We start from the raw sequence: 24,404 nt of genomic DNA on the forward strand, positions 1-24,404 counted from the left end.
CGGTCCGGTCAGGCCGCGGCCGCGACCGCGCCGATCATGGCGTGCAACCGGTCGGCCGCGGCCCGCCCGAAGGACGGGTCGTTGATGTGGGTGTCGTAGTCGTAGAGCCGGGCGGCACTGCCCCGCAATCCGTCGCGCAGCGCCGAGAACAGGGCCCGGTCCGCGCCGGGGTCATGGTAGGGCCCGCCCGGCGCGCCGAGCGTGGACAGTCCGCGCAGTGGGACGCAGACCGCCGTGGGACCCGTCGCGCCGCGGAGTTTGGCGGCGACCCGGCGTCCGAGCTCCGTGCATTCGGACTCCGTCGTACGGATCACCGTGATCGAGGGGTTGTGGACGCGGACCCTGCGGTAGCGGGCCCGTTCCGGCAGGCTCTCCAGCGGCCCGAACTTCACCATGTCCAGCGCGCCCAGGCTCACCACCTGCGGGATCCCCGCCCGCCCGGCCGCGGTGAGCCGGTCCGGTCCGGCGGTGAGGATGCCGCCGCACAGGTCGTCGGCGAGCTCGCTGAGCGTGAGGTCCAGCACGCCCGCGAAGATCCCCTGACCGGCCAGGGTCTCCAGGGTGCGGCCGCCGGTGCCGCTGACGTGGAAGACCAGGACCTCGTAGCCCAGTTCCGTCAGCCGCTCCCGGGCCGCGTCCACGCCGGTCGTCGTCACCCCCGCCATGCTCGCGGCGATCAGCGGCCGCGGGCCCGCGCCGAGCCGGGCCGGGCGGTCCCGGTCCGAGGCGGCGCGCGCGTAGCCCTTCGCCATCCCGGCGACGGCCTCCACGGCGTTGGCCAGTACCGGGGCGGAGATGCTGTTGATCCCCGCGATGTCCACGACGCTGTACATCATCGTGATGTCGGCGGAGCCGACGTAGGGGGCCACGTCCCCGGACGCCATGGAGGAGACCATCACCTTCGGCACGCCCAGCGGCAGGGCCCGCATCGCGCGGGTCGCGATGGAGGTGCCGCCGCTGCCCCCGATCGCGAGGACCCCGTGCAGCCGGCCCTCGGCGTGCAGGCGTAACAGGGTCGCCTCCGCGCCCTGGGCCATCGTGGTCACGGCCGCGCCCCGGTCGGCGGCCGCGCGCAGTTCCGTCAGTTCCGTTCCCGCTGCCCGGGCCACCGCTTCGCGCGGCACGTCCGCGGGCACCTTGGGTTTTCCCATGATCCCTGTGTCGACCAGCACCACTTCGACGCCGGCGCGCGACAGCCTCTCGCGCAGCCAGCCGTACTCGACACCCTTGGTGTCCAGGGTTCCCACCAGCACGACGTTCGTCATATGTGCAATGTCCATGCAGGTGGGGTTTGTTGGCAAGTAAAGGTCGGGTCAACCCTTCAGAAGTACCAACAGGCGCTCCAGGAACGGGACTTGGGCGCCCATCAGTTTGTTTCTGGCCATCGGGGGAGTGAACCAGGCCACCCGGTCCAGTTCGGGGAACTCCTCCTCGCGGCCCGAGTGCGGCGGCCACTCCATGGTGAAGGTCCCGGGCACCATCAGCGCGGGGTCGAGGTCCGCCTCGACCGCCCAGATGGTCACCAGCTTGCCGCTCGTCAGCCGTACCTCGCCCAGCGGCAGGTAGTCGCCCTCGGGCGGCGGCAGCCCGATCTCCTCGGTGAACTCCCGGCGGGCCGCGTCGCGCGGGGCCTCGTCCGGCCCGTACTCGCCCTTCGGGATGGCCCAGCCCCCCGCGTCCCGCCCGGCCCACAGCGGGCCGCCCATGTGGCCCAGCAGCACCTCGATCGCGGGGCCGGGCCCGCCGTCGGCGGTCCGCCGGAACAGGAGCAGTCCGGCACTGCGCTTGTACCTCTTCGGTTCCGTCACGGATCCATCCATGCCCCGCCGGGAGCACTCTCAGTGATCGGATTCCACGCTCCGTGTCCCGCGGGTCAGTGCGCGTGCGGGCCCTGCCGGTGCACCGGCCCGTGGGCGTCCGCGCAGTGCGGATCGCCCGCCGGGGCCTCGCCCGCCCGGCCGACGGAGAGCAGCTCCTCCTGGACGTGGTCCACCTGGAGGGTCGTGTGGGTGATCCCGTACTCCTTCTCCAGCAGGGCCTCCAGGTCGCGGCGCACCGCGTGGCAGTCGCCCTCCGGCTCCACCAGGACGTGCGCGGAGAGCGCCGCCTGGCCGGAAGTGATCGTCCAGATGTGCAGGTCGTGCACCTCGGTCACCGGGGGGTGCCCCACGAGCCGGTCACCGACCGCGTCGGGGTCCACGTTGGCCGGCGCGGCCTCCAGGAAGATCCGGCCCGACTCGCGGACCAGCCCGTAGCCCGCCTTGACCATCAGCACCACCACGACGAGCGAGGCGATCGCGTCGGCCTGGACGAAACCGGTGGTGAGCACGATCAGACCGGCCACGGCCGTCCCGATGAAGGCGAACAGGTCGTTCAGGATGTGCTGGTAGGCGCCCTCGACGGCCAGCGAGGACCGGTTCGCCCGGGAGATGCACCAGGCCGCCGCGATGTTGACCACGATGCCGGCGAGCGCCGTCACCAGCACCAGCCCGCCCTCGACCGGCGGCGGATCCAGGAGGCGGCGTACCGCCTCGTACGCCAGCCAGACCGCGAGCAGCAGCAGCGTCAGTCCGTTGGCCTGCGCGGACAGTATCTCGGCCCGCTTGAGGCCGTACGTGAAACCGCCGCGGGCCGGCCGGGCCGCCAGCCGCATCGCGATCAGCGCGAGGACGATCGACACCGCGTCGGTCAGCATGTGCGCGGCGTCGGAGATCAGCGCCAGCGAGTGCGCCATGACGCCGATGACCACCTCGACGGCCATGAACCCGCAGATCAGGGTGAGGGCGATCGCCAGCCAGCGGCGGTCCGCGTCCGGATCGACGCCGTGGCCGTGCCCGCCGGGGCCGTGCTCGTGGCCCCCGTGCGCGCGCCCGCCGTGATCGTGCGCGTGTTCGTGCCCGCTCATCGTTTCCCCCGTCTGTTCGGTTCCGACGCGTGAAGTGAAGCGCACCTCGACGAGATCGGCAAAGGCTGCAACGGGGACCGTTGTCATTACCTTTAAGGCCCTTCTGACCTGCGGTTATGCCGGTCGGTCCGGCTCATGGGAAAATCTGTCCATGGTCCAGCGCCCCGGTGTGCCGACCGCACCCGAACTCGTCCTGGAAACCGCCCGCGGCTCCACCGAGATGAGCCCGGGACGGACCTACCACGTCGGCCGCGACCCCCTCTGCGAGATCTGCCTCGACGACGCCCGCGTCTCCTGGCACCACGCCGTCCTGCGCCCCGACGGAGACCACTGGACCGTCGAGGACGAGGGCAGCACCAACGGCACCTGGGCCGACGGCCACCGCGTCCACGCGTGGAGCGTCGGCCCCGGCAGCGAACTGCGCTTCGGCAGCGCCGACGACGGCCCGCGCGCCGTCCTCGTCGGCCGTCCGCCCCCGGCCCCGACCCCGGCACCTGCCTCCGCCCCGGCCCCGGATCCCGTGCTGGATCCCGCCGTCGGCGCCCGGCCCTCCGGCGTCCGGGGCCCCTCCCTGACCGGCACCTTCCGCCGCCCCACCAGCGTCCGCCCGCTCCCCGCGCGGACCGCCGTCCGCATCGGCCGGGACCCCGGCAGCGACCTCGTCCTCGACGACCTCGTCGTCTCCCGCCGGCACGCCGAACTGCGCGCCCTCGCCGACGGCACCTACGAGATCACCGACCTCGGCAGCCACAACGGCACCTACCTCAACGGGACCCGCGTCGAACGGGCCCCCGTCACCGAGGGCGACATCGTCGGCATCGGACACTCGGCGTTCTGCCTCGTCGGCGACCGCCTCCAGGAGTACGTCGACACCGGCGAGGTCTCCCTCGACGTGCAGGACCTCGCCGTCACCGTCGACCACGGCCGCAAGACCCTCCTCGACCAGGTCTCCTTCCCCGTCGGCGCGAAGTGCCTGCTCGCCGTCGTCGGCCCCAGCGGCGCCGGCAAGTCCACCCTCCTCGGCGCCCTCACCGGACTGCGCCCCGCCGACCACGGCAGCGTCCTCTACGACGGCCGCGACCTCTACCGCGACTACGCCGAACTCCGCAGCCGCATCGGCCTCGTCCCGCAGGACGACATCCTCCACGCGCAGCTCACCGTCCGCCGGGCCCTCACCTACGCGGCCGAACTCCGCTTCCCCCAGGACACCGCGAAAGCCGAACGGCAGGCCCGGGTGGACGAGGTGATCTCCGAACTCGGCCTCGGCCAGCGCGCCGACCAGCCCATCCACAGCCTCTCCGGAGGCCAGCGCAAGCGGGTCTCCGTCGCCCTGGAACTGCTGACGAAACCCTCCCTGCTGTTCCTCGACGAACCCACCTCCGGGCTCGACCCCGGCATGGACCGCTCCGTGATGCACATGCTGCGCGGCCTCGCCGACGACGGCCGCACCGTCATCGTCGTCACCCACAGCGTGCTCAGCCTGGACGTCTGCGACCGCCTGCTCGTCCTCGCCCCCGGCGGACGCATCGCCTACTTCGGACCGCCCGCCGAGGCGCTCGGCTACTTCGGCTTCGCGCAGTGGCCCGAGGCCTTCGAGGCGTTCGAGAACGAGCGGGGACGCGACTGGGCGGCCCAGTACGCGGCCTCACCCCAGCACCTCCGGTACGTCGCCGCCGTCGCCCGCCCCCTCCTGCCCGACGGAGCCGGACCCGGCCCGGCCACCGCGGTGACGCCCCCGCCCAAGGCGCAGAGCTGGGGCTCGCAGCTCTCCACCCTGGTCCGCCGCTACGCGGCGGCCCTCGGCGCCGACCGCACCTTCCTCGCCATCATGATCGCGCTGCCGTTCGTCATGGGAGCCATGGCCCGCGCTCTGGCGGGCAGCAGCCTGACCCAGGAGACCGCGATCAACGCCCTGCTCATCCTGTGCGTCGGCGGCGTCCTGACCGGCGCCGCGAACGCCGTCCGGGAACTCGTCAAGGAACGGGTGATCTACCAGCGGGAACGGGCCGTCGGACTGTCCAGATCGGCCTACCTGATGTCCAAGGTCGTCGTACTGGGCACCGTCACCGTCGCGCAGGCCGTGGTCCTGACCCTCGTCGCCCTCCTGGGGGTGGAACTCGGCGCCCCCGGCGGCCAGGGGGTCTTCCTGCCGCCGCTCCTCGAAATCATCCTGGCCGTCGCCCTGCTGTCGTTCACCGCGATGACGCTCGGACTGCTGGTCTCCGCCCTCGTGAAGAAGGAGGAGGTCACCATGCCCCTGCTGGTCCTCCTCGCCATCGTGCAGGTGGTCTTCTGCGGGGCGCTGCTCCAGCTCGACGGGGTCCCGGTCATCGAACAGCTCGCCTGGTTCGTGCCCTCGCGCTGGGCGCTCGGCGCGATGGCCGGCACCATCGACCTCGGCCGGATCGTGCCCGGGCCGCTCACCGACGACCCCCTGTTCGCCCACTCCGGCGGCGTATGGCTGCTGAACGTCGGCATGCTGGTGGCCCTGGCGGTCCTGTTCGGGGTGCTCGTCTCCCGGCTGCTGCGCCGGCACGAGCCCGCGATCATGCGGAAGTAGGCCGGATGAACAGCGCACCGGGCGGGCCCGGCGCCGGCTTCCGGCCCACGCACGTCGTCCCGGGCGACGGACTGCCCGCCTGGGAGGCCCCCGACGCCACCCGGCCCACCGCCCCCCTCGACGCCTTCCTGCCGGTACGGCTGCTGACCCGGCGCGGGGAATGGGCGGAGATCCTCTGCTCCAACGGATGGTCCGCGTGGGTCGACGGACGGCTCCTGGTGGCGGTGCCGCAGCCGCCCCCGACGGCCGGCCGGCCCCTCGGGCCGGCCGAGGACCCCGCGCCGCTGCTCGCCCGGACCGCCGATGCGCTGGAGCGCGTCCGCCGGGCCGCCGCGGACCTCGCCGCGGGCCGCGTCGACCCCGAGGGCTTCCGGCGCGCCACCCTCGGACTGCGGGCCGGGATCGTGCTCGACGGGGACCGGCTGTGGGTCTACGACGACACGGCGGGACGGTGGATGTACACGGACGGGGGCCGTCTGACGACCTACGCCGCCGACGCGGGACCGGGAGCCCCGCCCGCGCCGGAGCCGCGGCCGCCGGGACCGGACCCCGGGGCAGGGGCCGACGTACCGGAAGTGCCGCACGAGGCCACGCGCGTCGCCGGACCGCCCGACGGGGGAGGGCCGTGACGGGCGGGCCCTCCGGGCCGGTCGGCGAACGGATCGCCGGGTACCTCGTGGAGGGCGAGATCGGCCGGGGCGGCATGGCCGTCGTCTACCGGGCCCGGGACCTGCGCCTGGACCGGACGGTCGCACTGAAACTGCTGGCCCCCGAACTGGCCCGCAACGACACCTTCCGGCAGCGCTTCGCCCACGAGTCGAAGGTCGCCGCGGCCATCGACCACCCCCACATCGTCCCGGTGTTCGAGGCCGGCGAGGCGGAGGGCCTCCTGTACATCGCCATGCGGTACGTCGCCGGCCAGGACCTGCGCGCCCTCCTCGACCGGACGGGCCCCCTGCCGGTCGCGACGGCGGCGCGGATCGCCGGCCAGGTCGCCTCGGCGCTGGACGCGGCGCACGCCCACGACCTGGTCCACCGTGACGTGAAGCCCGGCAACATCCTCGTCGCGGAGGGCACCGACAGCGAACACCCGGAGCACGTGTACCTCACGGACTTCGGGCTGACGAAGAAATCGCTGTCGCTGACCGGGTTCACGACCGTCGGGCAGTTCGTCGGGACCCTGGACTACGTGGCGCCGGAGCAGATCGCCGGCAAGCCGGTGGACGGCCGCTGCGACGTCTACAGCCTGGGCTGCGTGGTCCACGAGATGCTGACGGGCGGGCCGCCCTTCCGGCGCGACGACGACCTGGCCCTGCTCTGGGCCCACCAGTACGACGCCCCGCCGCCGCCCTCCGAGGCCAGGCCGGACTTGTCCCCGGAGGTCGACGCCGTCCTGGCGAAGGCCCTCGCCAAGTCCCCCGGGGACCGCTGGGACGACTGCCTGGCCTTCACGACGGCCCTGCGCCGCGCCGGACCGGCCCGCCACCGCCTGCACGCCCCGGAGCATCCCCCGCCGCCCCCGGCCTGGGCCCTGCCGGTGTTCGGGGGGCGGGAGGGGACGGGGCAGAGGCCGCGGACGGCGTGAGCCGGTCCCGGCCGCGGGGTCAGGGCCTCAGGGCCTCATGGCCGGGCAGGGGCGTCGTCGACCGGGCCGCGGCGGTGCGGGCGGCGGGCCAGGAGGGCGCCGAGGAAGCCCGCCAGGGCGCCCCAGAGCAGGGCGAGGCCGACCGTGCGGCCCAGCAGCGGGAGCAGCTCGACCGAGCCGCCGAGTCCGTCGGCCGTGCCGATGCCCAGCAGGGAGAGCCCGAACTGGGCCTGCACCCGGGCCAGCAGGCACACCGTCAGCGTGCCGAGTGCCAGGGCCACCGCCAGATGGAGGGCGTGCTGCCGCGGCCGTACGTGCGCGGGGGAGCGTACGGCGGCCAGCACGCCCGTGCCGAGCAGCAGCACGGCCGCCACCGGCACCAGCCACCAGGCCCGGGGGTCCCGCTCCGCGAGGGCGGCCACGTCCACCGTGGACCGTTCCTGCCCGCGCAGGACCTCGTCCAGCAGCCGGGGCACCGGCAGCCCGAACGGCCCCTCGGCCCTGCCCTGCCAGGCCCCGCCGAAACCGAGGGTGAGGGCGGGCCAGGCGAGGTTCGGCAGGCCGAGCAGGAGCACCGCCAGGGTGCGGCCGCCGTGCCCCTGGGTCAGCGCGACCACGAGGCCGGCGCCGAGGCCGAGGAGCACGTACGCGAGCAGCAGCAGGGCCGTGGCGAACGCGGCCGGGCGCACGGCCGCGTGGAAGCGGACCAGCCCGGCCGGGAGCGGAGCGCGCCGCGAGACCAGCAGGGAGATCAGCAACAGGCCCAGGATCCAGAGCAGTCCGAAGGAGAGGGTCGCGGGCAGGTCGGCCCGGAAGCCCGCGGTGGGCGCGGAGTCGAGGAGTTCGCCGATCTCGCCGAGCGGGGAGTCGCCCGTGGACAGGCCGAAGTCCTGGCGGGCGAGGAGGGCGGTGCCGAGCAGCGCGAGCAGCCACAGGAGCGTCAGGCGGCCCGCGCGCAGCAGGAGTTCGCCGGGGCCGGCGACCGCCCGGTTGTGCAGGGGGCGCAGGAAGAGCGAGCCCGCGGTGAGCGCGCCCGCGAGGGACACCGAGAGGGGAACCACGGACAGGCTCGCGTCCGCTTCGGCCAGGAACCCGGCCCCGCCGGTCACCTCCACCGCTCCGCCGGCCGCCATCACCACCACCGCGGCCACCACCCGGGGGAAGGCGCCGCCCGGAAGGTCGCCCGCCCCGGCGCAGGCCAGCCCGGCCGCGGCCACCGCGGCCATCACCACGAAGCCCGCCAGGACGGCGACGAGGGCGTCCCGCCAGGCCCTCGGAGAGGTACGGCTCACCCTGCAACGGTAGGCATCCCCGGCTTGCGGCCACCACCTGAACGCCGCACACAATGGCGACGAGAGTCCGACAGCTCCGTATCCGCCCGGTCTGCCGGCGGCCCGTTCACCTGGGGAAGAGAGCCTGTGACCACGCAACCCTCCGGCGAACGCCCGCCGCAGCCGAACGACCCGCCCTCTCACCGGCCGACGCCGGGCACGTCCCCGTCGAACCGGCCCCCGCCCGGGGGCGAGCCGCCCTCGGGGCCCTCGGCGTCCGGTTCGGGCCCGTCCTCTCCGGAGCGGCCGACCGGGCCGCCTTCGGGGCCGCTCGCCGGCCCGCCCGCGGATGGCTCGTCCGGCGCCGGCCAGGGCCCGCCGCCTCCGCCGGGCCCGCCCGTGCCCCCGGGCGGCTCGTCCGGCGGACCCTGGTGGCGTTCCGTTCCCCGGCTGGCAACGGCGATCGTGGCGCTGGCCGCTGTCGCCGCCCTGGTGGTGGTACTGACGCGTCCCGGCGGGGGCGGCACCCCCACGCCCGGCGAAGCGGGCGGTGAGGTGTTCCTCCAGCCGGCCGCCGCGACCGGACCGGCCCCGTTCACCGAGTCGACGGCCGCGAAGGAGGCCACCGTGCCTCCCGCGAGCAGACCGCCGTCCCCCTCACCCGTACGGAGTACCGGGGCCCCCCTCGCCCTCCGCAGCGTCACGGGGTCCACTCCCGGCCTGTACGGCGGCACGCAGGACATCGCCAGCTGCGACGTCGAGAAGCAGATCGCGGTGCTGTCGGCGGAACCGGCCAAGAACCGGGCCTTCGCCGCCGCCCTCGGCATCCGGCCGGCGGCCGTACCGGGCCACCTGCGCGCCCTGACCCCCGTACAGCTGGCCCTGGACACCCGGGTCACCAACCACGGCTTCCGCGACGGCAGGGCCGTCCCCTACCAGGCGGTGCTCCAGGCCGGGACGGCCGTCCTCGTCGACGACCGGGGCGTGCCGCGGGTCCGCTGCGCGTGCGGGAACCCGCTCGGGGTCGCGGTCGCGCTCGGGCCGGACGCCAAGAGGCACGGGCGGCCGTGGAGTTCCTACCGGCCGCAGGACGTCGTGGTGATCGCCCCCTCCGTGAAGGTCGTCAACAAGATCGTCATCTACGACCACGAGGGCCGCCGCTGGTTCGAGCGCGAGCGCGGCGCCGACCCCGAGCCCGACCGGCCCGTCCCGCCGCCGGTCATCCCCAAGCCCGTGTACACCACACCACCGGTGACCCCGCCGCCGCCCGACTCCTCGCCGCCGGACTCCTCGCCCCCGGACTCGTCGGCCCCGGAATCCTCGGCCCCGGATTCCTCGCCGCCCGCCACCGATTCCGGCAGCCCCGACGGCACCACCCCCTCAGACAGCCCGGCGGACCCCCCCTCGGACGAGTCCCCCGCCCGGCCCGAGGACTCCCCGCCCGAGAACTCCCCGGCCGATCCGCCCGGCGAGTCGTCCCCGGGCGCCTCCGACGGACCGTCGGCGAGGTCGCGGGCACCGGGGCTCACCGACGACTCCGGCACCCCGCCGGGAACACCGGCGTCCAGCCCGGCCGCCCCGCCGAAGCCCGGCCTCGCCGGCCGGCCGACCACCACCCCGCCCCCACCCCGCCCGGGCCTGACCACGACCCCCTGACGCACGGCGCGGGCGCCGCGCGGTGCGTCAGCCGAGGGAAGCGCCGAACCCGCCTGCCATGGCCTCCTCCTTCGGGACGGTGACCTTCCCCCGGTGGCTGACCTCGACCTGATAGAAGCGTGCGCCCGTCGGCACGCCGGTGACGGTGACCGGGAAGTCGCACGTCAGCCCTTCCCGGGCGCCGTCGCCCAGCGAGCCGGTGGCCACCACCTTTCCTGCGTCGTCGTAGACGGTCACCGAGGCCCCGGCCCGGATGTCCTTGTAGCCGCCCTTGCCCGCGCACCCGCCGCCCGAGAGGCTCAGGAACCCGTCGCTGTCGCTCAGGGCCATCGTGCCGGTCAGGGTGAAGGTCTTCTCCGCCGCCGAACCGCCGCCGCCCCACGGCAGCGACCACACGAACGCCGCTCCGGCGAGGAAGCCGAGCACGCCCGTGCCCACCGGCAGCACCCACCGTCGGGCCGCCCCGGCAGGGTCGGGGACGGCCGGGGGCGAGGCCGGAACCGGAGGAACGGGTGGTCCCGGCTGCGCGGGCAGTACCGGGACCGCCGCCGGGGCTTCCTCGCGCCCTGCGGGCGTGGTCGCGCCACCGGTCGGCTCCGGGGGCGTGGTGTCGGTGTCCGTCAAGGCGTGCCGCTCTTTCTGCCGGGCGTACCGGCTCCGCCGCCGGCACAGGTGCGGCGGCAGTGTGCCGGAACGGGAGCGCGCCGGTCCACCGGGGTCCGCCCGTCGGACGGGCCGGTGATCCGGCTCTGCGCATGCCGAGGGCGGGGGAGGGGTGAGACCCTGGCTGCATGGACCAGCGGGGAGGAACCCCCGAGGTCGACTGGCCCGCGCGGCCGGACACGAGCCTCGCGCTCAACCGCATGGGTACCTTCGACTGGGACCTCGACAGCGGGCGGATGCACCTGGACGCCACCGCCCTGGAGGTCCTCGACCTGGACCCGGAGGAGTTCAGCGGAACTCCCGCCGGGCTGCGCGGCCGTGTCGCGGCGGGCGAGGAGGACCGGTACGACCGCCGCGTCGAAGAGGCCCTCCGGGACGGCCGCAGCCACTACGGGGTCTACTTCCGCACCCCACGCGACGGCGGAACCTCCTGGATCCACGCCCAGGGCCACATCCTGCGCGACCCGGACGGCCGCGCGTACCGGGTCATCGGGATCCTCCGCGACGCCGACCGCGACCCGGGCGAACCCGGCGCCGCCGGGGAACGGGACGAGGGACGGCGCAGGCTGACCGGCGTCGTCGAACGGACCACCGCGATCCTCGCCCACGCCCGCACCGTCAACGACGTGACGGACGTCCTCAAGGACCGCGAGGCCCTCAGCCACCTCGGAGCCGTCAGCGTCATGCTCGGCGTCGTCGACGGCGGCCGCATCCACCTCGTCGCCGAAGGCCAGCTGGGCTCGTACGTACCGGAGATCGAGTACACGCGCATCGACGCCCAGCTCCCGATGAGCGAGGCCGTACGGACCCTCCAGTCCGTCTACATCGCCTCCCGTGAGGAGTTCCTGCGGCGCTACCCCCAGCTGTGGCCGTACATCGAGCCGCTCTCCGTGCGCAGCGGGGTCTACCTTCCGCTGATCGCCCAGGGCCGGCCCGTCGGCGCGCTCGGACTGCTCTACGCGCGCGACGGGGACTTCACCACCGAGGAACGCAACCTCCTCGTCGCGCTGGCCAGCGGCATCGCGCAGAGCCTCCAGCGGGCCATCCTCTTCGAGCAGGAACACGACCTCGCCGAGAGCCTCCAACGGGCCATGCTGCCGCGCCGCATCCCGGACGTGCCGGGCGCGCGGATCGCCGTGCGCTACCGGGCCGCCCGCACGGGGCGGGACGTCGGCGGGGACTGGTACGACGTGATCCCGCTCGGCGGCGGCCGCGTCGGCGTGATGATCGGCGACGTCGAGGGCCACGACACGGACGCGGCCGCCGTCATGGGCCAGTTGCGCATCGTGCTGCGCGCCTACGTCCTGGAGGGCCACACCCCCGGCACGGCCATGGCGCGGGCCTCCGCCTTCCTGCGCGAACTGGCCACCGACCGCTTCGCCACCTGCACCTACGCCGAGGTCGACCTCAACACCGGCACGCTGCGCATGGTCCGGGCCGGCCATCTCGACCCGGTCGTACGGCGGGGTGACGGCAGCTGCCACCGCATCCAGGTCGCGGGCGGCCTCCCCCTGGGCCTGCCCCCGCGCGACCGGCCGGGAACCGGCTCCGGCTACCCCGTCGCCACCCTCGAACTGCACCCCGGGGACACCCTGCTGCTCTGCACGGACGGACTGATCGAACGGCCCGGCGGGGACTCCGAGACCGGCATGCGGGAACTCCTGGAAGCCACCCGCACGGGCCCGGCCGACGTCGAGGAACTCGCCGACGTACTGTGCGACCTCGTCGGGGACGCGGGCGGCGGGGACGACATGGCCCTGCTCGTGCTGCGCCGGCGCGGAGCCATCGGCCCGCGCGGCGGCGGCCCGCTGCGCCAGCGCCTGACGCCCGGCGACCCGGACGGCCCGGCGATGGCCCGCCACCTGATCCGGGCCGCGGTCGCCGCGTGGGGCGCCTGGGAACGGGCGGACGAGATCGAACTGGCGGCGGACGAGCTGATGACCAACGCCCTGGTCCACACCGACGGCGGCGGGCAGGTCGGCCTCCGGCTGACCGCGGACGGCCGCATCCGGATCGAGGTGGAGGACACGAGCAGCGCCCTGCCGCGCCGCCGCGAAGCCGGGGACTGGGCGGTGTCCGGCCGCGGCCTGATGCTCGTGGACCGGCTCGCGGACGCCTGGGGCGTGGAGCCCCGGGGCAGCGGGAAGCGCGTCTGGTGCGAGTTCGCCGTCCCCGCCCCGGCACCGGCCGTACGGGAGGACGCGGGGGAGGCCCCGGGCCTCCCCCGTCCGGAACCGGAACCGGAACCGGAACCGGAACCGGACCTGGGGCCCGGGCCGGCCGGAAACCCCGAGGTCCCGGGGCGGGACGGCTGAACCCCGGCCGTTCAGCGGCAGAGGGCCGTGTCCACGACCTTCTCGACGCGCCTCGTGCCCGCCCCGTCGACCGGAATGGCGGTCACGGTGACGGTGGCGGCGCGGCCGTCGTCGGTGACCCCGCCCCGGGTCTCGTACCCGTCGATGTCACCGCCGTGGCCCCACTGGACACCGCCGCACGACAGCGGCCTGCTCATGATCCCCAGCCCGTATCCGGCGCCGGTGTCCCCGATGGGGACGGTGGTGCGCATCTGGGCGAGCTGGGCCGGCGGAAGGAGACGGCCGGCCAGGAGCTCGGCCAGGAACCGGTTGACGTCGGAGTTGGTGGAGATCATCTGGCCCGCCGCCCAGGCCACGGACGGGTCGAGTTCCGTGACGTCGCGCAGGGGCGCGCCCGCCGCGTCCCGGGCGTAGCCGTGGGGGTGACGTTCCCGGACGGTCATGTCCCCGGGGGCGGGGAAGTAGGTGTGGCGCAGCCCGATGCGCCGGACGACGCGCCGGTCCACCTCCTCCGCGAGCGGCCGGCCGGTGACCTTCTGGACGATCAGGCCGGCCACCACGTAGTTCGTGTTGCTGTACGACCAGCCCTTCCCGGCGTCGAAGACGGCCTTGCGCCGGAAGGCGACGTCGAGGATGTCGCGGGGTTCGAAGTAGCGGTGCTCGCGGATGTCGTCGGCGACGAGGTCCTCGTACTCGGGAAGTCCGCTGGTGTGCTGGAGGAGTTGACGGACGGTGATGCGGCCGCCGTCGAACCCGTCCCCGCGGACGAGACCCGGCAGGTAGGTGTCGACCGTGGCGTCGAGGCCGATCCTGCCCTCGCCCACCAGTTGCAGGACGACCACCGCGGTGAACGTCTTGGTGCTGCTGCCGATCCGTACCTGACCGTCGACGGGCACCTTCGATCCGGTGGTCACGTCGCCCACCCCCGCGGTATAGCTGCGGGTACGGCCCTCGCGGTCCTTGACGCTCGCCAGCGCGGCGGGCAGCCCGTCGGCGTGCACCAGGGCGTCCAGGCCCTGCTGGACGGTGTCCGGCCGGGCAGCGGCGAACGCCGTCGGCGGCGCCACGGCCCCCGACGCCAGGACGCCGAGGGCGAGCGCGGCCGCGGCCGCCACGACCCGGCGCCGGCCCGTTCGCCGCCGGCCGGAAGAACGAGGCCTGTGCCATGACTGTTCGCGCACGTGTCAACTCCTACGGAAAGGTTGGGGAAACCGGCGGTATGCGCCGGTCCCAGCCTGTCCGCCCACGGCGGCCCCGGACGATCCCGCTACCGCCAAGATCGAGAGGGGGATACCCCCCGGGTGCGGGCCCTTCCGAGGAGTTCGACGGCAAGGCCTAGTGCCGTGGCCGGGAAGGTTTGCCGGGTCGCGGCGTCCGTCTCAAGGCGGAGGGCCGCGGCTCGTACTGGACGTACCTCCGTGGTCCGACAACGCGGAGAGGTGCCGTGCCGGGCGTCGCGACCCGGTGGACCTTTCCGGTCACGGCACTAGAGCCGTACGAGCGTGACCTCGGTGGCCTTCACGCTCGTCCAGACCGCCGCGCCGTCGGTCACGCCCAGTTCGGCGGCCGCCTCCGGGGTGATCTCCGCGACCAGGTCTGGTGCTTCGGCCGAGGCGATCAGCACGCGCAGCCGGCTTCCGACGGCGGTGATCTCCCGGACCGTGCCGGGCCAGATGTTGCGGGGGCTGCCGCCCGGGCGGTCCCGGTACAGCGACACCGCCTCCGGGGCGATGATCGCCAGCGCCTCGGCCCCCTCGGGCAGTGCCTCCGCCACCACCAGCCGGCCGCCGCCCGCGAGGGCGAGGCCCTCGGCGGACGCGGTCCCCGGCCAGGCGTTGCGGCCGAGCATCCGGGCCACCCACGGGGACCGCGGATGCCGGGTGACCTCCGACGGCGGGGCGTCCTGGAGGGTCCGGCCGTCGGCGAGTACGAGGACCCGGTCGGCCAGCGACACCGCCTCGACGGGGTCGTGCGTGACGATCAGGCAGACGCCGCCGAAGCCGGCCAGGTGGGTGCGCAGGGTGTGCCGGACGCGGGCCCGGGTCGTCTGGTCGAGGGCGGCGAGGGGCTCGTCGAGCAGGAGCAGGCGGGGGCGGGCGGCCAACGCCCGGGCGAGTGCCACGCGTTGGGCCTGTCCCCCGGACAGCTGGGACGGCTTGCGGTGGGCGAGGTGGCCGACCCCGAGCCGCTCCAGCCACGCCCGGGCCTCGTGGCGGGCGACCTTGCGCTCGACTCCGCGCGCGCGGAGTCCGTAGGCCGTGTTCGCGAGGGCGGTGAGGTGCGGGAACAGGGCCCCGTCCTGGGGCACCCAGGCCACCTGCCGCTTGTGCGGGGGCAGGGCGGTCACGTCCGTGTCGCCCAGGCGGAGTTCGGCGTGGGCGCGGGGGGTGAGGCCGAGCAGGGCGCGCAGCAGGGTGGTCTTGCCGGCGCCGTTCTCGCCGACGACGGCGATGGTGGTGCCGGGTTCGGCGTCGAGGGTCAGCCGGTTGAAGCCGGTCACCTCGGCGTGCAGGGGCCAGCGTTCCCCCTCGGACCCGGTGGCCCCGGCCGGCGCCGGCGGGACGCCTGGGACCTCGGGGGTCCCCGCCGCGGGCTCCTCGGCCACGGGCGGGGCCTCGGCCGCGGTACGGGCGACGGGGGTACCGGTCCAGCGGCCGCGCAGGGCGATCAGTACGCCCATGGCGATGGCGAGCAGCAGCAGGGACACCGAGGTGGCGGCCTCCGGCTCGTCCTGGAGCAGCAGGTAGACCTGGAGGGGGAGGGTCTGCGTGGTGCCCGGCAGGTTCCCGGCGAAGGTGATGGTGGCGCCGAACTCGCCGAGCGCGCGGGCCCAGGTGAGGGCCGCGCCGGCGATCAGCCCCGGGGCGACCATGGGCAGGGTCACGGTGAAGAACACCCGTACCGGAGAGGCGCCGAGGGAGGCCGCGGTCTCCTCGTAGCTCTGCTTGAGCCCGCCGAGCGCGCCCTCCAGGCTGATGACCAGGAAGGGCATCGCGACGAACGTGGCCGCCACGACGGCGCCGGAGGTGTGGAAGGGCAGCGTGATGCCGAAGGTCTCCTCGAGCCAGGGCCCGAGCAGCCCGCGCCGTCCGAAGCCCAGCAGCAGGGCCACACCGCCGACGGTCGGGGGCAGCACCATCGGCAGCAGGACCAGGGAGCGCACGAGGGCCTTGCCCCTGAACTCGACGCGGGCCAGCAGCCAGGCCAGCGGCACTCCGAGGAGCAGCGACAGGCCGAGCGCCCACAGGGACACCAGCAGCGAGAGCTTCAGGGCCTCGACCACGCCGGGGCTGGTGAGGTGGGTGCCGAGTTCGCTCCACTGGGTGCGGGTGAGGATGCCGACGAGGGGCAGCAGCAGGAACGCGACGGCGAGCAGCGCGGGAAGCGCCAGCGTCAAGGGGGGCCGGGTGCGGGTACGGAGTCTGCTCATGGGGGTTCCTGGCTGGAGCTGCTGGGACCGGGACCGGCACCGGGAGGCGCCGGGGACGAAGCCTACGGAGCGCGGGCGGCGGGGACACGCGCCGCGGGGGCACGTGTCGAGGAGGCGGGTGTCGAGGAGGCGGGTGTGGAGGGGGCACGCGTCGAGGGGGCTGCCCGTCCCCCCGGACCGGGCAGCCCCCTCGGCGTCGTGCGGTGTGCGGGTTACGGCTTCTGGAAGCCCGCGTCCTGGAGGATCTTCTGCGCCTCGGGGCTGCTCAGCCAGGTCACGAACGTGGCCGCGGCCTCGGCGTTCTTGGACTGCTTGAGCGTCGCGGCCGGGTAGGAGGCGACGGCGTTCTGGTCGTCCGGGATGTCGACCGTGACGACCTTGTCGCCGGACTTGGCGGAGTCGGTCTTGTAGACGAGGCCGGCGTCGGCCTCGCCGAGCTCGACCTTGCTCAGGACGGCGCGCACGTTGGGCTCCTGGGAGACCGGCTTCACCTCGATCTTCTGGGCGTCGAGGATCTGCTTGCTGTAACGGCCGACGGGGACCTCGGGCGCCGCGAGGACGACCTTGATCTTGGAGTCGGCCAGGTCCTTCAGGTCGTCGATCTTGAAGGGGTTGCCCTTGCCCGCCGCGATGACGAGACGGTTCTTCGCGATGATCGAGGCGTCGTTGGTCTCGGCCTTCAGGCCGTCCATGGTCTTGGTGTCGGCGGTCACCAGCGCGTCCGCCGGGGCGCCCTGCTTGACCTGGGCGGCGAGCTCCTGCGAGCCGGCGAAGGAGATGGTGACCTTCGTGCCCGGGTGGGACTTCTCGTAGGCCTCCTTCGCGGTCTTGAAGACGTCGGTCAGGGAGGACGCGGCGAGGACCGTCAGGTTCGCGCCCTTGGCCTCGGCCGGGGCGGAGGCGGACGCGGAGGCGCCGGTGCCGGACTTCTTGTCGTCGCCGCTGCCGCAGGCCGACAGGGGCACGAGCAGGGCCGCGGTGAGCGCGGCGGCGGCGGTACGGCGGGTGAGCATCGGGGACATGGCTGGTGCTCCTCGGTCGGGTCGGCGGCCGGCCGGGTGCCGGGCCGCGTGGTGGTGACCCGCGCCGGTGACGGGCGGAGCGGGTGGTGAGGTGAGGGGGAGAGCGGAGAGGAACGGGGAAGGGAGGAGCGGAGGAGGGGCGCGGAGCGCGGACGGGCCGTGCGGGATCAGGCGCGGTCGACGTGCACGCTGGTGGACTTCACGCGGGCGGTGGCCCGCATGCCGACTTCCAGCCCCAGTTCCTCGACGGCCTCGCGGGTCAGCAGGGAGACCAGGCGGTGGGGACCCGCCTGGATCTCGACCTGGGCAGACACGTCGCCGAGCTTGACCGCCGTGACGATGCCGGGGAAGGAGTTGCGCACCGAGGTGTAGGGCTCTCCGTCCTCGATGTGCGCGCCCTGGCCCACCTCCACGGAGAAGGCGGCCAGATCACGGCCGTTGATCAGGCGACGGCCGCCCTCGTCGCGATGGGTCGCGACCCGGCCGGCGTCGGCCCAACGGCGTGCCGTGTCCGGGCTGACGCCCAGCAGGCGCGCCGCCTGTCCGATCGTGTAGGACTGCATGAGCGACAAGGTAGGGGCATCACTCCGGCATTTGCAATTCGTTTGGGGCGATCTCCATCGCAGATGCGGTACGCGTTGTGTTATCTGCCAAAACCCATTCCGTCCTCGGCCGGGCCGCTCGATAAAGTCGGGGCATGGCTGACGAAAACACGCAGAAGCCGACGACGACGGCGACGGCCCCCGCGGGTCCGGCGGAAACGGGGAGTGCCCGGGTGGACGCCTGGATCTGGTCGGTCCGCCTGACGAAAACCCGTTCGGTCGCGGCGACCGCCTGCCGGGCGGGTCACGTGAAGGTCAACGGCGAGCGCGCGAAGCCCGCGCAGCCGGTCCGCGCGGGCGACGAGGTACGGCTCTTCCACGCAGGCCGGGAACGCGTCGTGGTGGTGCGGCGGCCCGTGACGAAGCGGGTGGGCGCACCGGTCGCCGCCGAGTGCTTCATCGACAACAGCCCGCCGCCGCCCACTCCCGTCGAGGCCGCCGTGGTCGGCATCCGTGACCGGGGGACGGGCCGGCCGACGAAGCGCGACCGCCGGGAGATCGAGACCCTGCGCGGCCGCTGACGCAGCGGGTCCTGACACGGGCCGGCCTGAGCACCGGTACGGCCCGTACCACCGGCCGGCCCGTGCCGGGTCAGGCCTTGCGGTACGCGTACGCCTCCCCGGCGACGGCCACGACCGCCTCCAGGTCCGCCCCGGCCGACGCGGCGACCACCGCCGCCACCGCCCCTTCCACGAACGGCGCGTCCACCAGCCGGGACCCGGGCGGCAGTTCCCCGTCCTCCAGCAGCGCCTTCACCGTCAGCACCGAACTGCCCAGATCGGCCAGCAGCGCGACCCCGGCACCCCGGTCCGCCGCTGCGGCGGCCGCCAGGATGAGGTCCGCGCTCGTGCCCAGCCCGCCGTCGGGCGTACCTCCCGCCGGGGCCACCGGAGCCACCGTGCCGCCGCCCGCCAGTCCCCGGGCGAGCTCCGCCACCGACTCCGCGACCTGTGCGCTGTGCGAGACCAGCACGATCCCGACCAGCGGCCCGGCGCTCACGCGGCGGCCTCCGCGGTGTCGGCCAGCGCGCCCAGCAGCAAGGCGGACGAGGTGGCCCCCGGATCCTGGTGCCCGATGCTGCGTTCGCCGAGGTAGCTGGCCCGGCCCTTGCGGGCCAGCATCGGCACCGTCGCCCGCGCGCCGTTCTCCGCGGCGTCCGCGGCGGCGCGGTACGAGGTGCCGAGCGCCGCCACCCCGGGTACCAGCGCGTCCAGCATCGTCTTGTCGCCCGGCGCGGCCCCGCCCAGCTGCGCCACCGCGCCCACGCCCGCGTACAGGGCCTTGCGCAGCTCGTCGTCGGAGACCTCGGCGCCCTCGCCGAGCTCCTTGCCGGTGCGCCGCAGCAGCGTCCCGTACAGCGGTCCGGAGGCGCCGCCGACCGTGGAGATCAGGGTTCGGCCCGCCAGCTGCAGCAGCGCGCCCGGCGGGGCCGCCGGATCGGCGCCGGCCAGGGCGGCCCGTACCGCCGCGAAGCCGCGCAGCAGATTGCTCCCGTGGTCGGCGTCCCCGATGGGGGAGTCGAGGTCCGTCAGCCGGTCCGCCTCACGTTCCACCGCCGCGGTGGCGGCGTCCATCCAGCGCCGGAAGAAGTCTGCGTCACGCACCGGGTCTCCTCGCCTCGCACCTGCCTGGGCCGTCCCCACGCACCCTACGACCGACGGTACCCCCAGCGGCCCCGGCGCAGCGCCGTCACCGTACGGGCGCGTCCCGGCCGCGACGGCCCGGCTCCGGTCGCGCCCGGGGCGGGTGAGCCGCGCACGCCCGGCTCGAGCCCGACGGCCGGGAGGGGCGCTCCGGCCCCGGCCGCGCGGGCGCGCGCACGCGCGGTGCGGGCGCGGCTCGGACCGCGGGCAGGGCCGAGGACGGCCCCCGCCGGCGGACCGGTCACGGCCGGGGCACGGTACCAGCCTTTCGGGGGCTTGCCCGGATGTCTATCCGATCGTGACTGCCTTGAGGCCCCGTCACCACGACCGGCGCTAGCGTCCCTTGGCACCCGGGAGTGCGGACACGTCCGGCCGGCCCGTCGTGGCCGCCGGTACGGCCCGCAGCTCTCCTGGCCCCCAGAGCAAGGAGGTACTGTGCCGTCACTGCGTCGGTCGTCCGTCGGCAGCATGTCGCTCGCTTCGAGGCACGTGATCGGGACGGGCATCGTCATCGGCGCCCTCGCCTTCACCCTGATCGCGTTGCTGATTCCCGTGCAGAAGTTCGGCGGTACGTCCGCGGTCGCCGCGACGGCCGCCGGTGATGACGACGGCGCCGGAACCCTGAGCACGGCCTTCGGGCCGCTGACCCCCGCGGACCGGGACTTCGTCCGCAAGGTCCGCCTCGCCGGACTGTGGGAGCTGCCCGCGGGCAACCAGGCCCTGCAACGCCCCACCCGCCCCACGGTGAAGACCGCCGGCCAGCACCTCGTCGAGGGCCACACCGAGCTGGACCGCCGGGTGCTGGAAGTGGGCCGGGCCCTCGGAGTCGACCTGCCGGACCAGCCCAGCGCCCAGCAGCAGGGCTGGCTCGACCAACTGGAGCAGGCCCAGGGCGCCCAGTACGAGCGGCTGTTCGCCCAGCTGCTGCGCCGGGCCCACGGCAAGGTCTTCGCCCTCGTGGCGCAGGTGCGGGCGCAGACCCGCAACTCCATGGTCCGCGCCCTGGCCAACGATGCCAACGCCACCGTCCTGGACCACATCACGGTCCTGGAGGACACCGGGCTGGTCGACTTCGACGGCCTCGCGGACGCACCACCGGCGTCCTCCACCGTTTCCCGACCGACGAAGTGAAGTGATCGCATGAGTAAAAAGGGCCACAAACGCCGCCTCCGGCCGTCCCACAAGGCCCTCGCCGTGGTGACCGCCCTCATCATGGGCGGCGGCGGGGTAGGTCTCCTCGCCCAGCGCGCGTCCGCAGGACAGGACGACCGGGCGCGGACGACCGCCACCATCGACTGCCCCGACGTCGGGGACAAGCTCCGCGACGTCCCCGAGCAGGCGCGCAAGGAGGTCGACGAGAACCTCGCCCAGCTCGACACCCAGGTCGCCGACGCCTACGGCAAGCTCTCCTCGGGCCGCGCCCAGGGCAACGCCCTGCTCGGCGACCTGAAGAACCAGCGCGGCAAGACCATCGGCCGGCTCTCCGACGCGATCGGCCGGAACGGCGCCCGCCCCCAGGGGCTGGAGCCGCTCAGCGCCTGCTCGATGCAGGAGGCCCCGGCCGCCGACGCCGCGGACGTCAAGAACGCCCAGGCCGCGGGGGCCGCACCGGCGGCGGGCAAGGGCGGCGGTGGAGGCCCGGCGCGCAGCGACTTCGTCGCCATCGGCTCGGTGAAGCCCAACGTGCGCAAGCCCGCGGCCCGTGGCGGCGCGTCCACGGGATCCTTCTCCGTCCAGTGCGGACGCAACGAGAACGGCCACTTCAACCCGGACAACGTCATCGTCGCGCCGGGCGTCAGCAACGGCGCGCACCACATGCACGACTACGTCGGCAACAAGACCACCGACGCCTTCTCCACCAACAACAGCCTCGCCGCCTCCGGGACCACCTGCACCAACGGCGACCAGTCCACCTACTACTGGCCGGTGCTGCGGCTGCGCGACGGGAAGAAGGAACGGGACGCGGCCGCGCCCGGCGGCGGGCAGGACGGGAACGTCGGCACGATCCTCCAGCCGAAGCAGGTGACGATCGACTTCAAGGGCAGCCCCGTCGGCAAGGTCACGGCGATGCCGCGCTTCCTGCGGATCATCACCGGTGACGCCAAGGCGTTCACCAACGGCACCGCCAACGCCAACGCGTCCTGGAGCTGCACCGGGTTCGAGAACCGGCAGCTGAAGGACAAGTACCCGGTCTGTCCCAAGGGCAGCGACGTCGTGCGCACCTTCAACTTCCAGAACTGCTGGGACGGACGCAACACCGACAGCGCCAACCACCGCACGCACGTGGCGTTCGCGGACAAGAACGGCGCCTGCCCGCGCGGCTTCAAGGCCATCCCGCAGCTCGTCCAGCGGATCACCTACGGGGTGGCGCCCGGCGGGAAGATCGCCGTGGACAGCTTCCCCGAGCAGCTCCACAAGCCGGTGACCGACCACGGCGACTTCATCAACGTCATGTCGGACGGCCTGATGGCCGGAGCGGTGCGCTGCATCAACGGCGGGCGCACCTGCCGCTGAGACCTCGGGGTGCACGCCACCCTCCCCCGCGTCACCTCGAGAGCGGTGCCGGCCCGAAGCCGACTTCGGGCCGGCACCGCGCGTTTGCGCTGCCGCGCGGGGGTGGGGGAGGGGGCATCCGGTACCCCCCGCCGCTACACGGGGCGCTACCCCGGGCCGCGGGCCCGGGCCCCCGGCACTGGGCCCCGGCCTCCGGGACTGGCCCCCCCGCCTTCGGGACTGGCCCCCGGCCTCCGGGACTGGCCCCCCCGCCTTCGGGACTGGGCCTCGGCCTCCGGGACTGGGCCCGCGCCTCCGGGATTGGGTCTCGGCCTCCGGGCCTTGTGGCCCTGGTACTCGGCCCCTGGCCCTCGGGCTCGACCCCTGGCCCCGGGCTCTGGCCCTGGCCCCGGGCCTGGGCCGGGTTTTGTGGTGCCGGGCGGCGCCGGAGGGGGCGGGTCGCGGTGGGGCCGGAGGGGGCGGGTCGCGGTGGGGCCGGGTGTGGCGGCCGGGGTCTTCGGGGGTGGCCGTCGGGCGGACGGGGGCGCTGGCCGGGCGGGTTCCGGGCCCCGCCGGTCCGGGCCGGGACGTGGCGGCGCCCGGGTCCTCTCGGGGGAGAGGGCCCGGGCGCCGGGAAGTCTGTGGGGGGAGGGTGAGGGGACGTGAGGGGGAGCGGTGGCGGGGGGTGGGTTACAGGCCGTTGACGCGGGCCATGCGGCCCACGCCGACGGCTCCGAAGTCGGTGGCCACGGCGCGGGCCCGGCGGCCGACGCGGGAGTGCTGGCGCCGGACCTGGGCCATGAGGCGGCGGCTGCGCAGGGCGAGTTCCAGTTCGAAGCGGGTACGGGGGTCGCGCAGCCCGGGGCCGAACAGCTTCTCCAGCTGACGCATGCGGTAGCGGACCGTCTGGGGGTGCACGCTCAGCGCCTTGGCGGCCTCGGGGGCGCCGCCGCCCTCCAGCCAGGCGAGGAGGGTCACTTCGAGGCGCTCGCTCTGGCGGGGGGTCAGGTTGGCGAGGGGCCGCAGCCAGCGGGCGGCCAGCGCGTGGGCCAGTGGCTCGTCCTGGAGCAGCAGCAGGGTCGACAGGTGGTCGTCCACGAAGACCGCCCGCGCCTCCATGCCGGCACGGGCGGGGGTGAGGGTGAGGAGCCGCAGCGCCCAGCGCAGCGAGGACGCGGTGTCCCGTGCCGCGACGGGATGGCCGACGGCGGCGTACCGGCCGCGCAGCACGGCCTCCAGCGGGGTGCGCGCCTCGGGGTCGGGGCTGGGGACGAGCAGGCAGGGCTGGGCGCCCGCCAGCCCGGCGAGGCCGTCGTCCAGGGCGGCGGCCAGCTGCTGGGTTTCCCCGATGGTGGTCATGGCGATGGCCCGGACCGCGGTGGGGAGGGGCCAGTTGGCCGCCGCGGCGAGTTCGGCCAAAGCCGGGTCAGACATGGACATGTCACCCGTAAGAGCGGTGAAGAGCTCTCGCCGGGCACGTTCGGGAGCCGGGCCGGGCCCGCTCGTGGGGACGACGGTCAGGGAGGCCGGCCGGACGCGCCGGTGCGGCGCTCCCGACTCCTCCGCGGCGGCGCCCTGTTCGGTGTCGCGGTCCGGGCCGCGGTCCACACCCTCTTCGGCGCCGGAGCGGTCGTGGACGGGTGGGTCGCAGTCGGAGGCCGCGGCGTGTTGCGGCTCGGGGTCGCGGCATCCCTCCCCTTCCTTCTGTCGTTCCTTCTGCGGCGCCGTGGACTCGCGGTACCCGAGGGTGGTGAGCAGGCCCGCCTCGACCTGCTGTCTGACCACGTCCTCACCGACTTCCTCGACCAGTTCGGCGAATCCCGGGATTCCGTCCCGGAGCTCCTCCACTATCCCAGCGGCCAGCGCGGGCAGTTCCCTTCGCAGGACGCGGGTCCATTCGCCGCGGGGGCGGGACCAGATGCGGTTCAGAAGTTCGCACATTTGTTACCTCGTTCATGCCGGGGTACGGCCTGTCCCGTGGAGGGGTGACCAGCCTCGTAGAAGCTGCCTCCCTCACCCGCCGGCGCCAGTGCCGACGGGGGAGTCCAGCACCTCTACTCCCTCCACGAGCGTGCCATCCACTTGCAGTCCCGCAGCTTTGCCTCGATTTTGCCGACGGGGAGGTGTGGCAGCCGACAAGACGTGAGCCCGGTCGGCCACCGCACCGTTGGAAGGGAATCTTCCGGGGGTGTTCGAGCTGATGATGCCGTGGCCGCCAGAAGTTGTCACGATTAGATAAATACTGTGGAGGGATTGCGA

The 24,404-nt window shown here is 74.4% G+C and carries 20 protein-coding genes; 8 read left to right on the plus strand and 12 right to left on the minus strand.

Going from position 1 to position 24,404, the window contains the following annotated elements:
• Positions 1 to 8 precede the first annotated feature (8 nt).
• The 3 genes from AC07B0_RS05705 to AC07B0_RS05715 form a co-directional block, all read right to left on the minus strand.
• Entirely contained in the window at positions 9 to 1,265 is a 1,257-nt protein-coding gene (locus AC07B0_RS05705) for a Tm-1-like ATP-binding domain-containing protein (protein WP_356870705.1), read from the minus strand.
• Between the two features lie 48 nt (positions 1,266 to 1,313).
• Positions 1,314 to 1,808, minus strand: a complete 495-nt coding sequence (locus AC07B0_RS05710; RefSeq protein ID WP_356870481.1) for an NUDIX hydrolase — start codon at positions 1,806 to 1,808, stop codon at positions 1,314 to 1,316.
• Positions 1,809 to 1,873: 65 nt separating this feature from the next.
• The gene (locus AC07B0_RS05715) at positions 1,874 to 2,905 is read right to left on the minus strand and encodes a cation diffusion facilitator family transporter (RefSeq protein WP_478896895.1); all 1,032 of its coding nucleotides are present in this window, start codon (positions 2,903 to 2,905) and stop codon (positions 1,874 to 1,876) included.
• 151 nt (positions 2,906 to 3,056) lie between these two features.
• Here AC07B0_RS05715 and AC07B0_RS05720 point away from each other — a divergent pair, with 151 nt between their 5' ends.
• The 3 genes from AC07B0_RS05720 to AC07B0_RS05730 are packed head-to-tail and all read left to right on the plus strand — an operon-like array spanning position 3,057 to position 7,050.
• Positions 3,057 to 5,465, plus strand: coding sequence for an FHA domain-containing protein (locus AC07B0_RS05720; protein ID WP_478896897.1), 2,409 nt, complete (start codon positions 3,057 to 3,059; stop codon positions 5,463 to 5,465).
• A gap of 5 nt (positions 5,466 to 5,470) precedes the next feature.
• Positions 5,471 to 6,094 carry a hypothetical protein gene (locus tag AC07B0_RS05725; protein WP_478896899.1) on the plus strand — a complete coding sequence of 208 codons (624 nt, stop codon included), beginning with the start codon at positions 5,471 to 5,473 and terminating at the stop codon, positions 6,092 to 6,094.
• Positions 6,091 to 7,050 (plus strand): serine/threonine-protein kinase, encoded by a 960-nt coding sequence (locus AC07B0_RS05730; RefSeq protein ID WP_478896901.1) that lies wholly within the window; start codon positions 6,091 to 6,093, stop codon positions 7,048 to 7,050. The genes AC07B0_RS05725 and AC07B0_RS05730 overlap by 4 nt, the downstream gene beginning before the upstream one ends.
• Before the next feature lie 35 nt (positions 7,051 to 7,085).
• Here the strand turns inward: AC07B0_RS05730 and AC07B0_RS05735 are convergent, their stop codons facing one another.
• The gene (locus AC07B0_RS05735) at positions 7,086 to 8,342 is read right to left on the minus strand and encodes a streptophobe family protein (protein ID WP_478896903.1); all 1,257 of its coding nucleotides are present in this window, start codon (positions 8,340 to 8,342) and stop codon (positions 7,086 to 7,088) included.
• Between the two features lie 444 nt (positions 8,343 to 8,786).
• On the opposite strand from AC07B0_RS05735, the gene AC07B0_RS05740 reads away from it, so the two are divergent.
• Positions 8,787 to 9,977: a DUF6777 domain-containing protein gene (locus tag AC07B0_RS05740; RefSeq protein WP_478896905.1), complete on the plus strand. Its 1,191-nt coding sequence runs from the start codon at positions 8,787 to 8,789 to the stop codon at positions 9,975 to 9,977.
• A gap of 27 nt (positions 9,978 to 10,004) precedes the next feature.
• Here AC07B0_RS05740 and AC07B0_RS05745 read toward each other — a convergent pair whose 3' ends face one another.
• Positions 10,005 to 10,601 (minus strand): hypothetical protein, encoded by a 597-nt coding sequence (locus tag AC07B0_RS05745; protein ID WP_478896907.1) that lies wholly within the window; start codon positions 10,599 to 10,601, stop codon positions 10,005 to 10,007.
• A 167-nt stretch (positions 10,602 to 10,768) separates the two neighbouring features.
• Between AC07B0_RS05745 and AC07B0_RS05750 the strand changes: the two genes are divergently transcribed.
• Positions 10,769 to 12,955, plus strand: coding sequence for a SpoIIE family protein phosphatase (locus AC07B0_RS05750; protein WP_478896909.1), 2,187 nt, complete (start codon positions 10,769 to 10,771; stop codon positions 12,953 to 12,955).
• Between the two features lie 11 nt (positions 12,956 to 12,966).
• On the opposite strand, the gene AC07B0_RS05755 is transcribed toward AC07B0_RS05750, so the two are convergent.
• The 4 genes from AC07B0_RS05755 to AC07B0_RS05770 all read right to left on the minus strand — a co-directional run bounded on the left by AC07B0_RS05755 (position 12,967) and on the right by AC07B0_RS05770 (position 17,970).
• Positions 12,967 to 14,070, minus strand: coding sequence for a serine hydrolase domain-containing protein (locus AC07B0_RS05755; RefSeq protein WP_478896910.1), 1,104 nt, complete (start codon positions 14,068 to 14,070; stop codon positions 12,967 to 12,969).
• 371 nt (positions 14,071 to 14,441) lie between these two features.
• On the minus strand, positions 14,442 to 16,385 hold the full coding sequence (locus tag AC07B0_RS05760; RefSeq protein WP_478896912.1) for an ABC transporter permease: 1,944 nt from the start codon (positions 16,383 to 16,385) through the stop codon (positions 14,442 to 14,444).
• A 212-nt stretch (positions 16,386 to 16,597) separates the two neighbouring features.
• The gene (gene modA, locus AC07B0_RS05765; protein WP_469377457.1) at positions 16,598 to 17,407 is read right to left on the minus strand and encodes a molybdate ABC transporter substrate-binding protein; all 810 of its coding nucleotides are present in this window, start codon (positions 17,405 to 17,407) and stop codon (positions 16,598 to 16,600) included.
• A gap of 167 nt (positions 17,408 to 17,574) precedes the next feature.
• Positions 17,575 to 17,970: a TOBE domain-containing protein gene (locus tag AC07B0_RS05770; protein WP_281210276.1), complete on the minus strand. Its 396-nt coding sequence runs from the start codon at positions 17,968 to 17,970 to the stop codon at positions 17,575 to 17,577.
• Positions 17,971 to 18,104: 134 nt separating this feature from the next.
• On the opposite strand from AC07B0_RS05770, the gene AC07B0_RS05775 reads away from it, so the two are divergent.
• Positions 18,105 to 18,530 carry an RNA-binding S4 domain-containing protein gene (locus AC07B0_RS05775; protein ID WP_467293909.1) on the plus strand — a complete coding sequence of 142 codons (426 nt, stop codon included), beginning with the start codon at positions 18,105 to 18,107 and terminating at the stop codon, positions 18,528 to 18,530.
• A 70-nt stretch (positions 18,531 to 18,600) separates the two neighbouring features.
• On the opposite strand, the gene AC07B0_RS05780 is transcribed toward AC07B0_RS05775, so the two are convergent.
• Complete coding sequence (locus AC07B0_RS05780) at positions 18,601 to 19,008, minus strand: PTS-dependent dihydroxyacetone kinase phosphotransferase subunit DhaM (RefSeq protein ID WP_356870504.1); 408 nt, start codon at positions 19,006 to 19,008, stop codon at positions 18,601 to 18,603.
• On the minus strand, positions 19,005 to 19,613 hold the full coding sequence (dhaL, locus tag AC07B0_RS05785; protein ID WP_478896915.1) for a dihydroxyacetone kinase subunit DhaL: 609 nt from the start codon (positions 19,611 to 19,613) through the stop codon (positions 19,005 to 19,007). The genes AC07B0_RS05780 and dhaL overlap by 4 nt, the downstream gene beginning before the upstream one ends.
• A 507-nt stretch (positions 19,614 to 20,120) precedes the next feature.
• Between dhaL and AC07B0_RS05790 the strand changes: the two genes are divergently transcribed.
• Both AC07B0_RS05790 and AC07B0_RS05795 read left to right on the plus strand, forming a co-directional pair.
• Entirely contained in the window at positions 20,121 to 20,783 is a 663-nt protein-coding gene (locus AC07B0_RS05790) for a DUF4142 domain-containing protein (protein ID WP_467293962.1), read from the plus strand.
• Between the two features lie 9 nt (positions 20,784 to 20,792).
• Complete coding sequence (locus AC07B0_RS05795) at positions 20,793 to 22,166, plus strand: DUF1996 domain-containing protein (RefSeq protein ID WP_356870510.1); 1,374 nt, start codon at positions 20,793 to 20,795, stop codon at positions 22,164 to 22,166.
• Positions 22,167 to 22,835: 669 nt separating this feature from the next.
• Here the strand turns inward: AC07B0_RS05795 and AC07B0_RS05800 are convergent.
• Entirely contained in the window at positions 22,836 to 24,086 is a 1,251-nt protein-coding gene (locus AC07B0_RS05800) for a PucR family transcriptional regulator (protein ID WP_356870512.1), read from the minus strand.
• Between the last annotated feature and the right edge of the window lie 318 nt (positions 24,087 to 24,404).

The sequence above is a fragment of the Streptomyces sp. NPDC044704 genome (assembly GCF_056433525.1).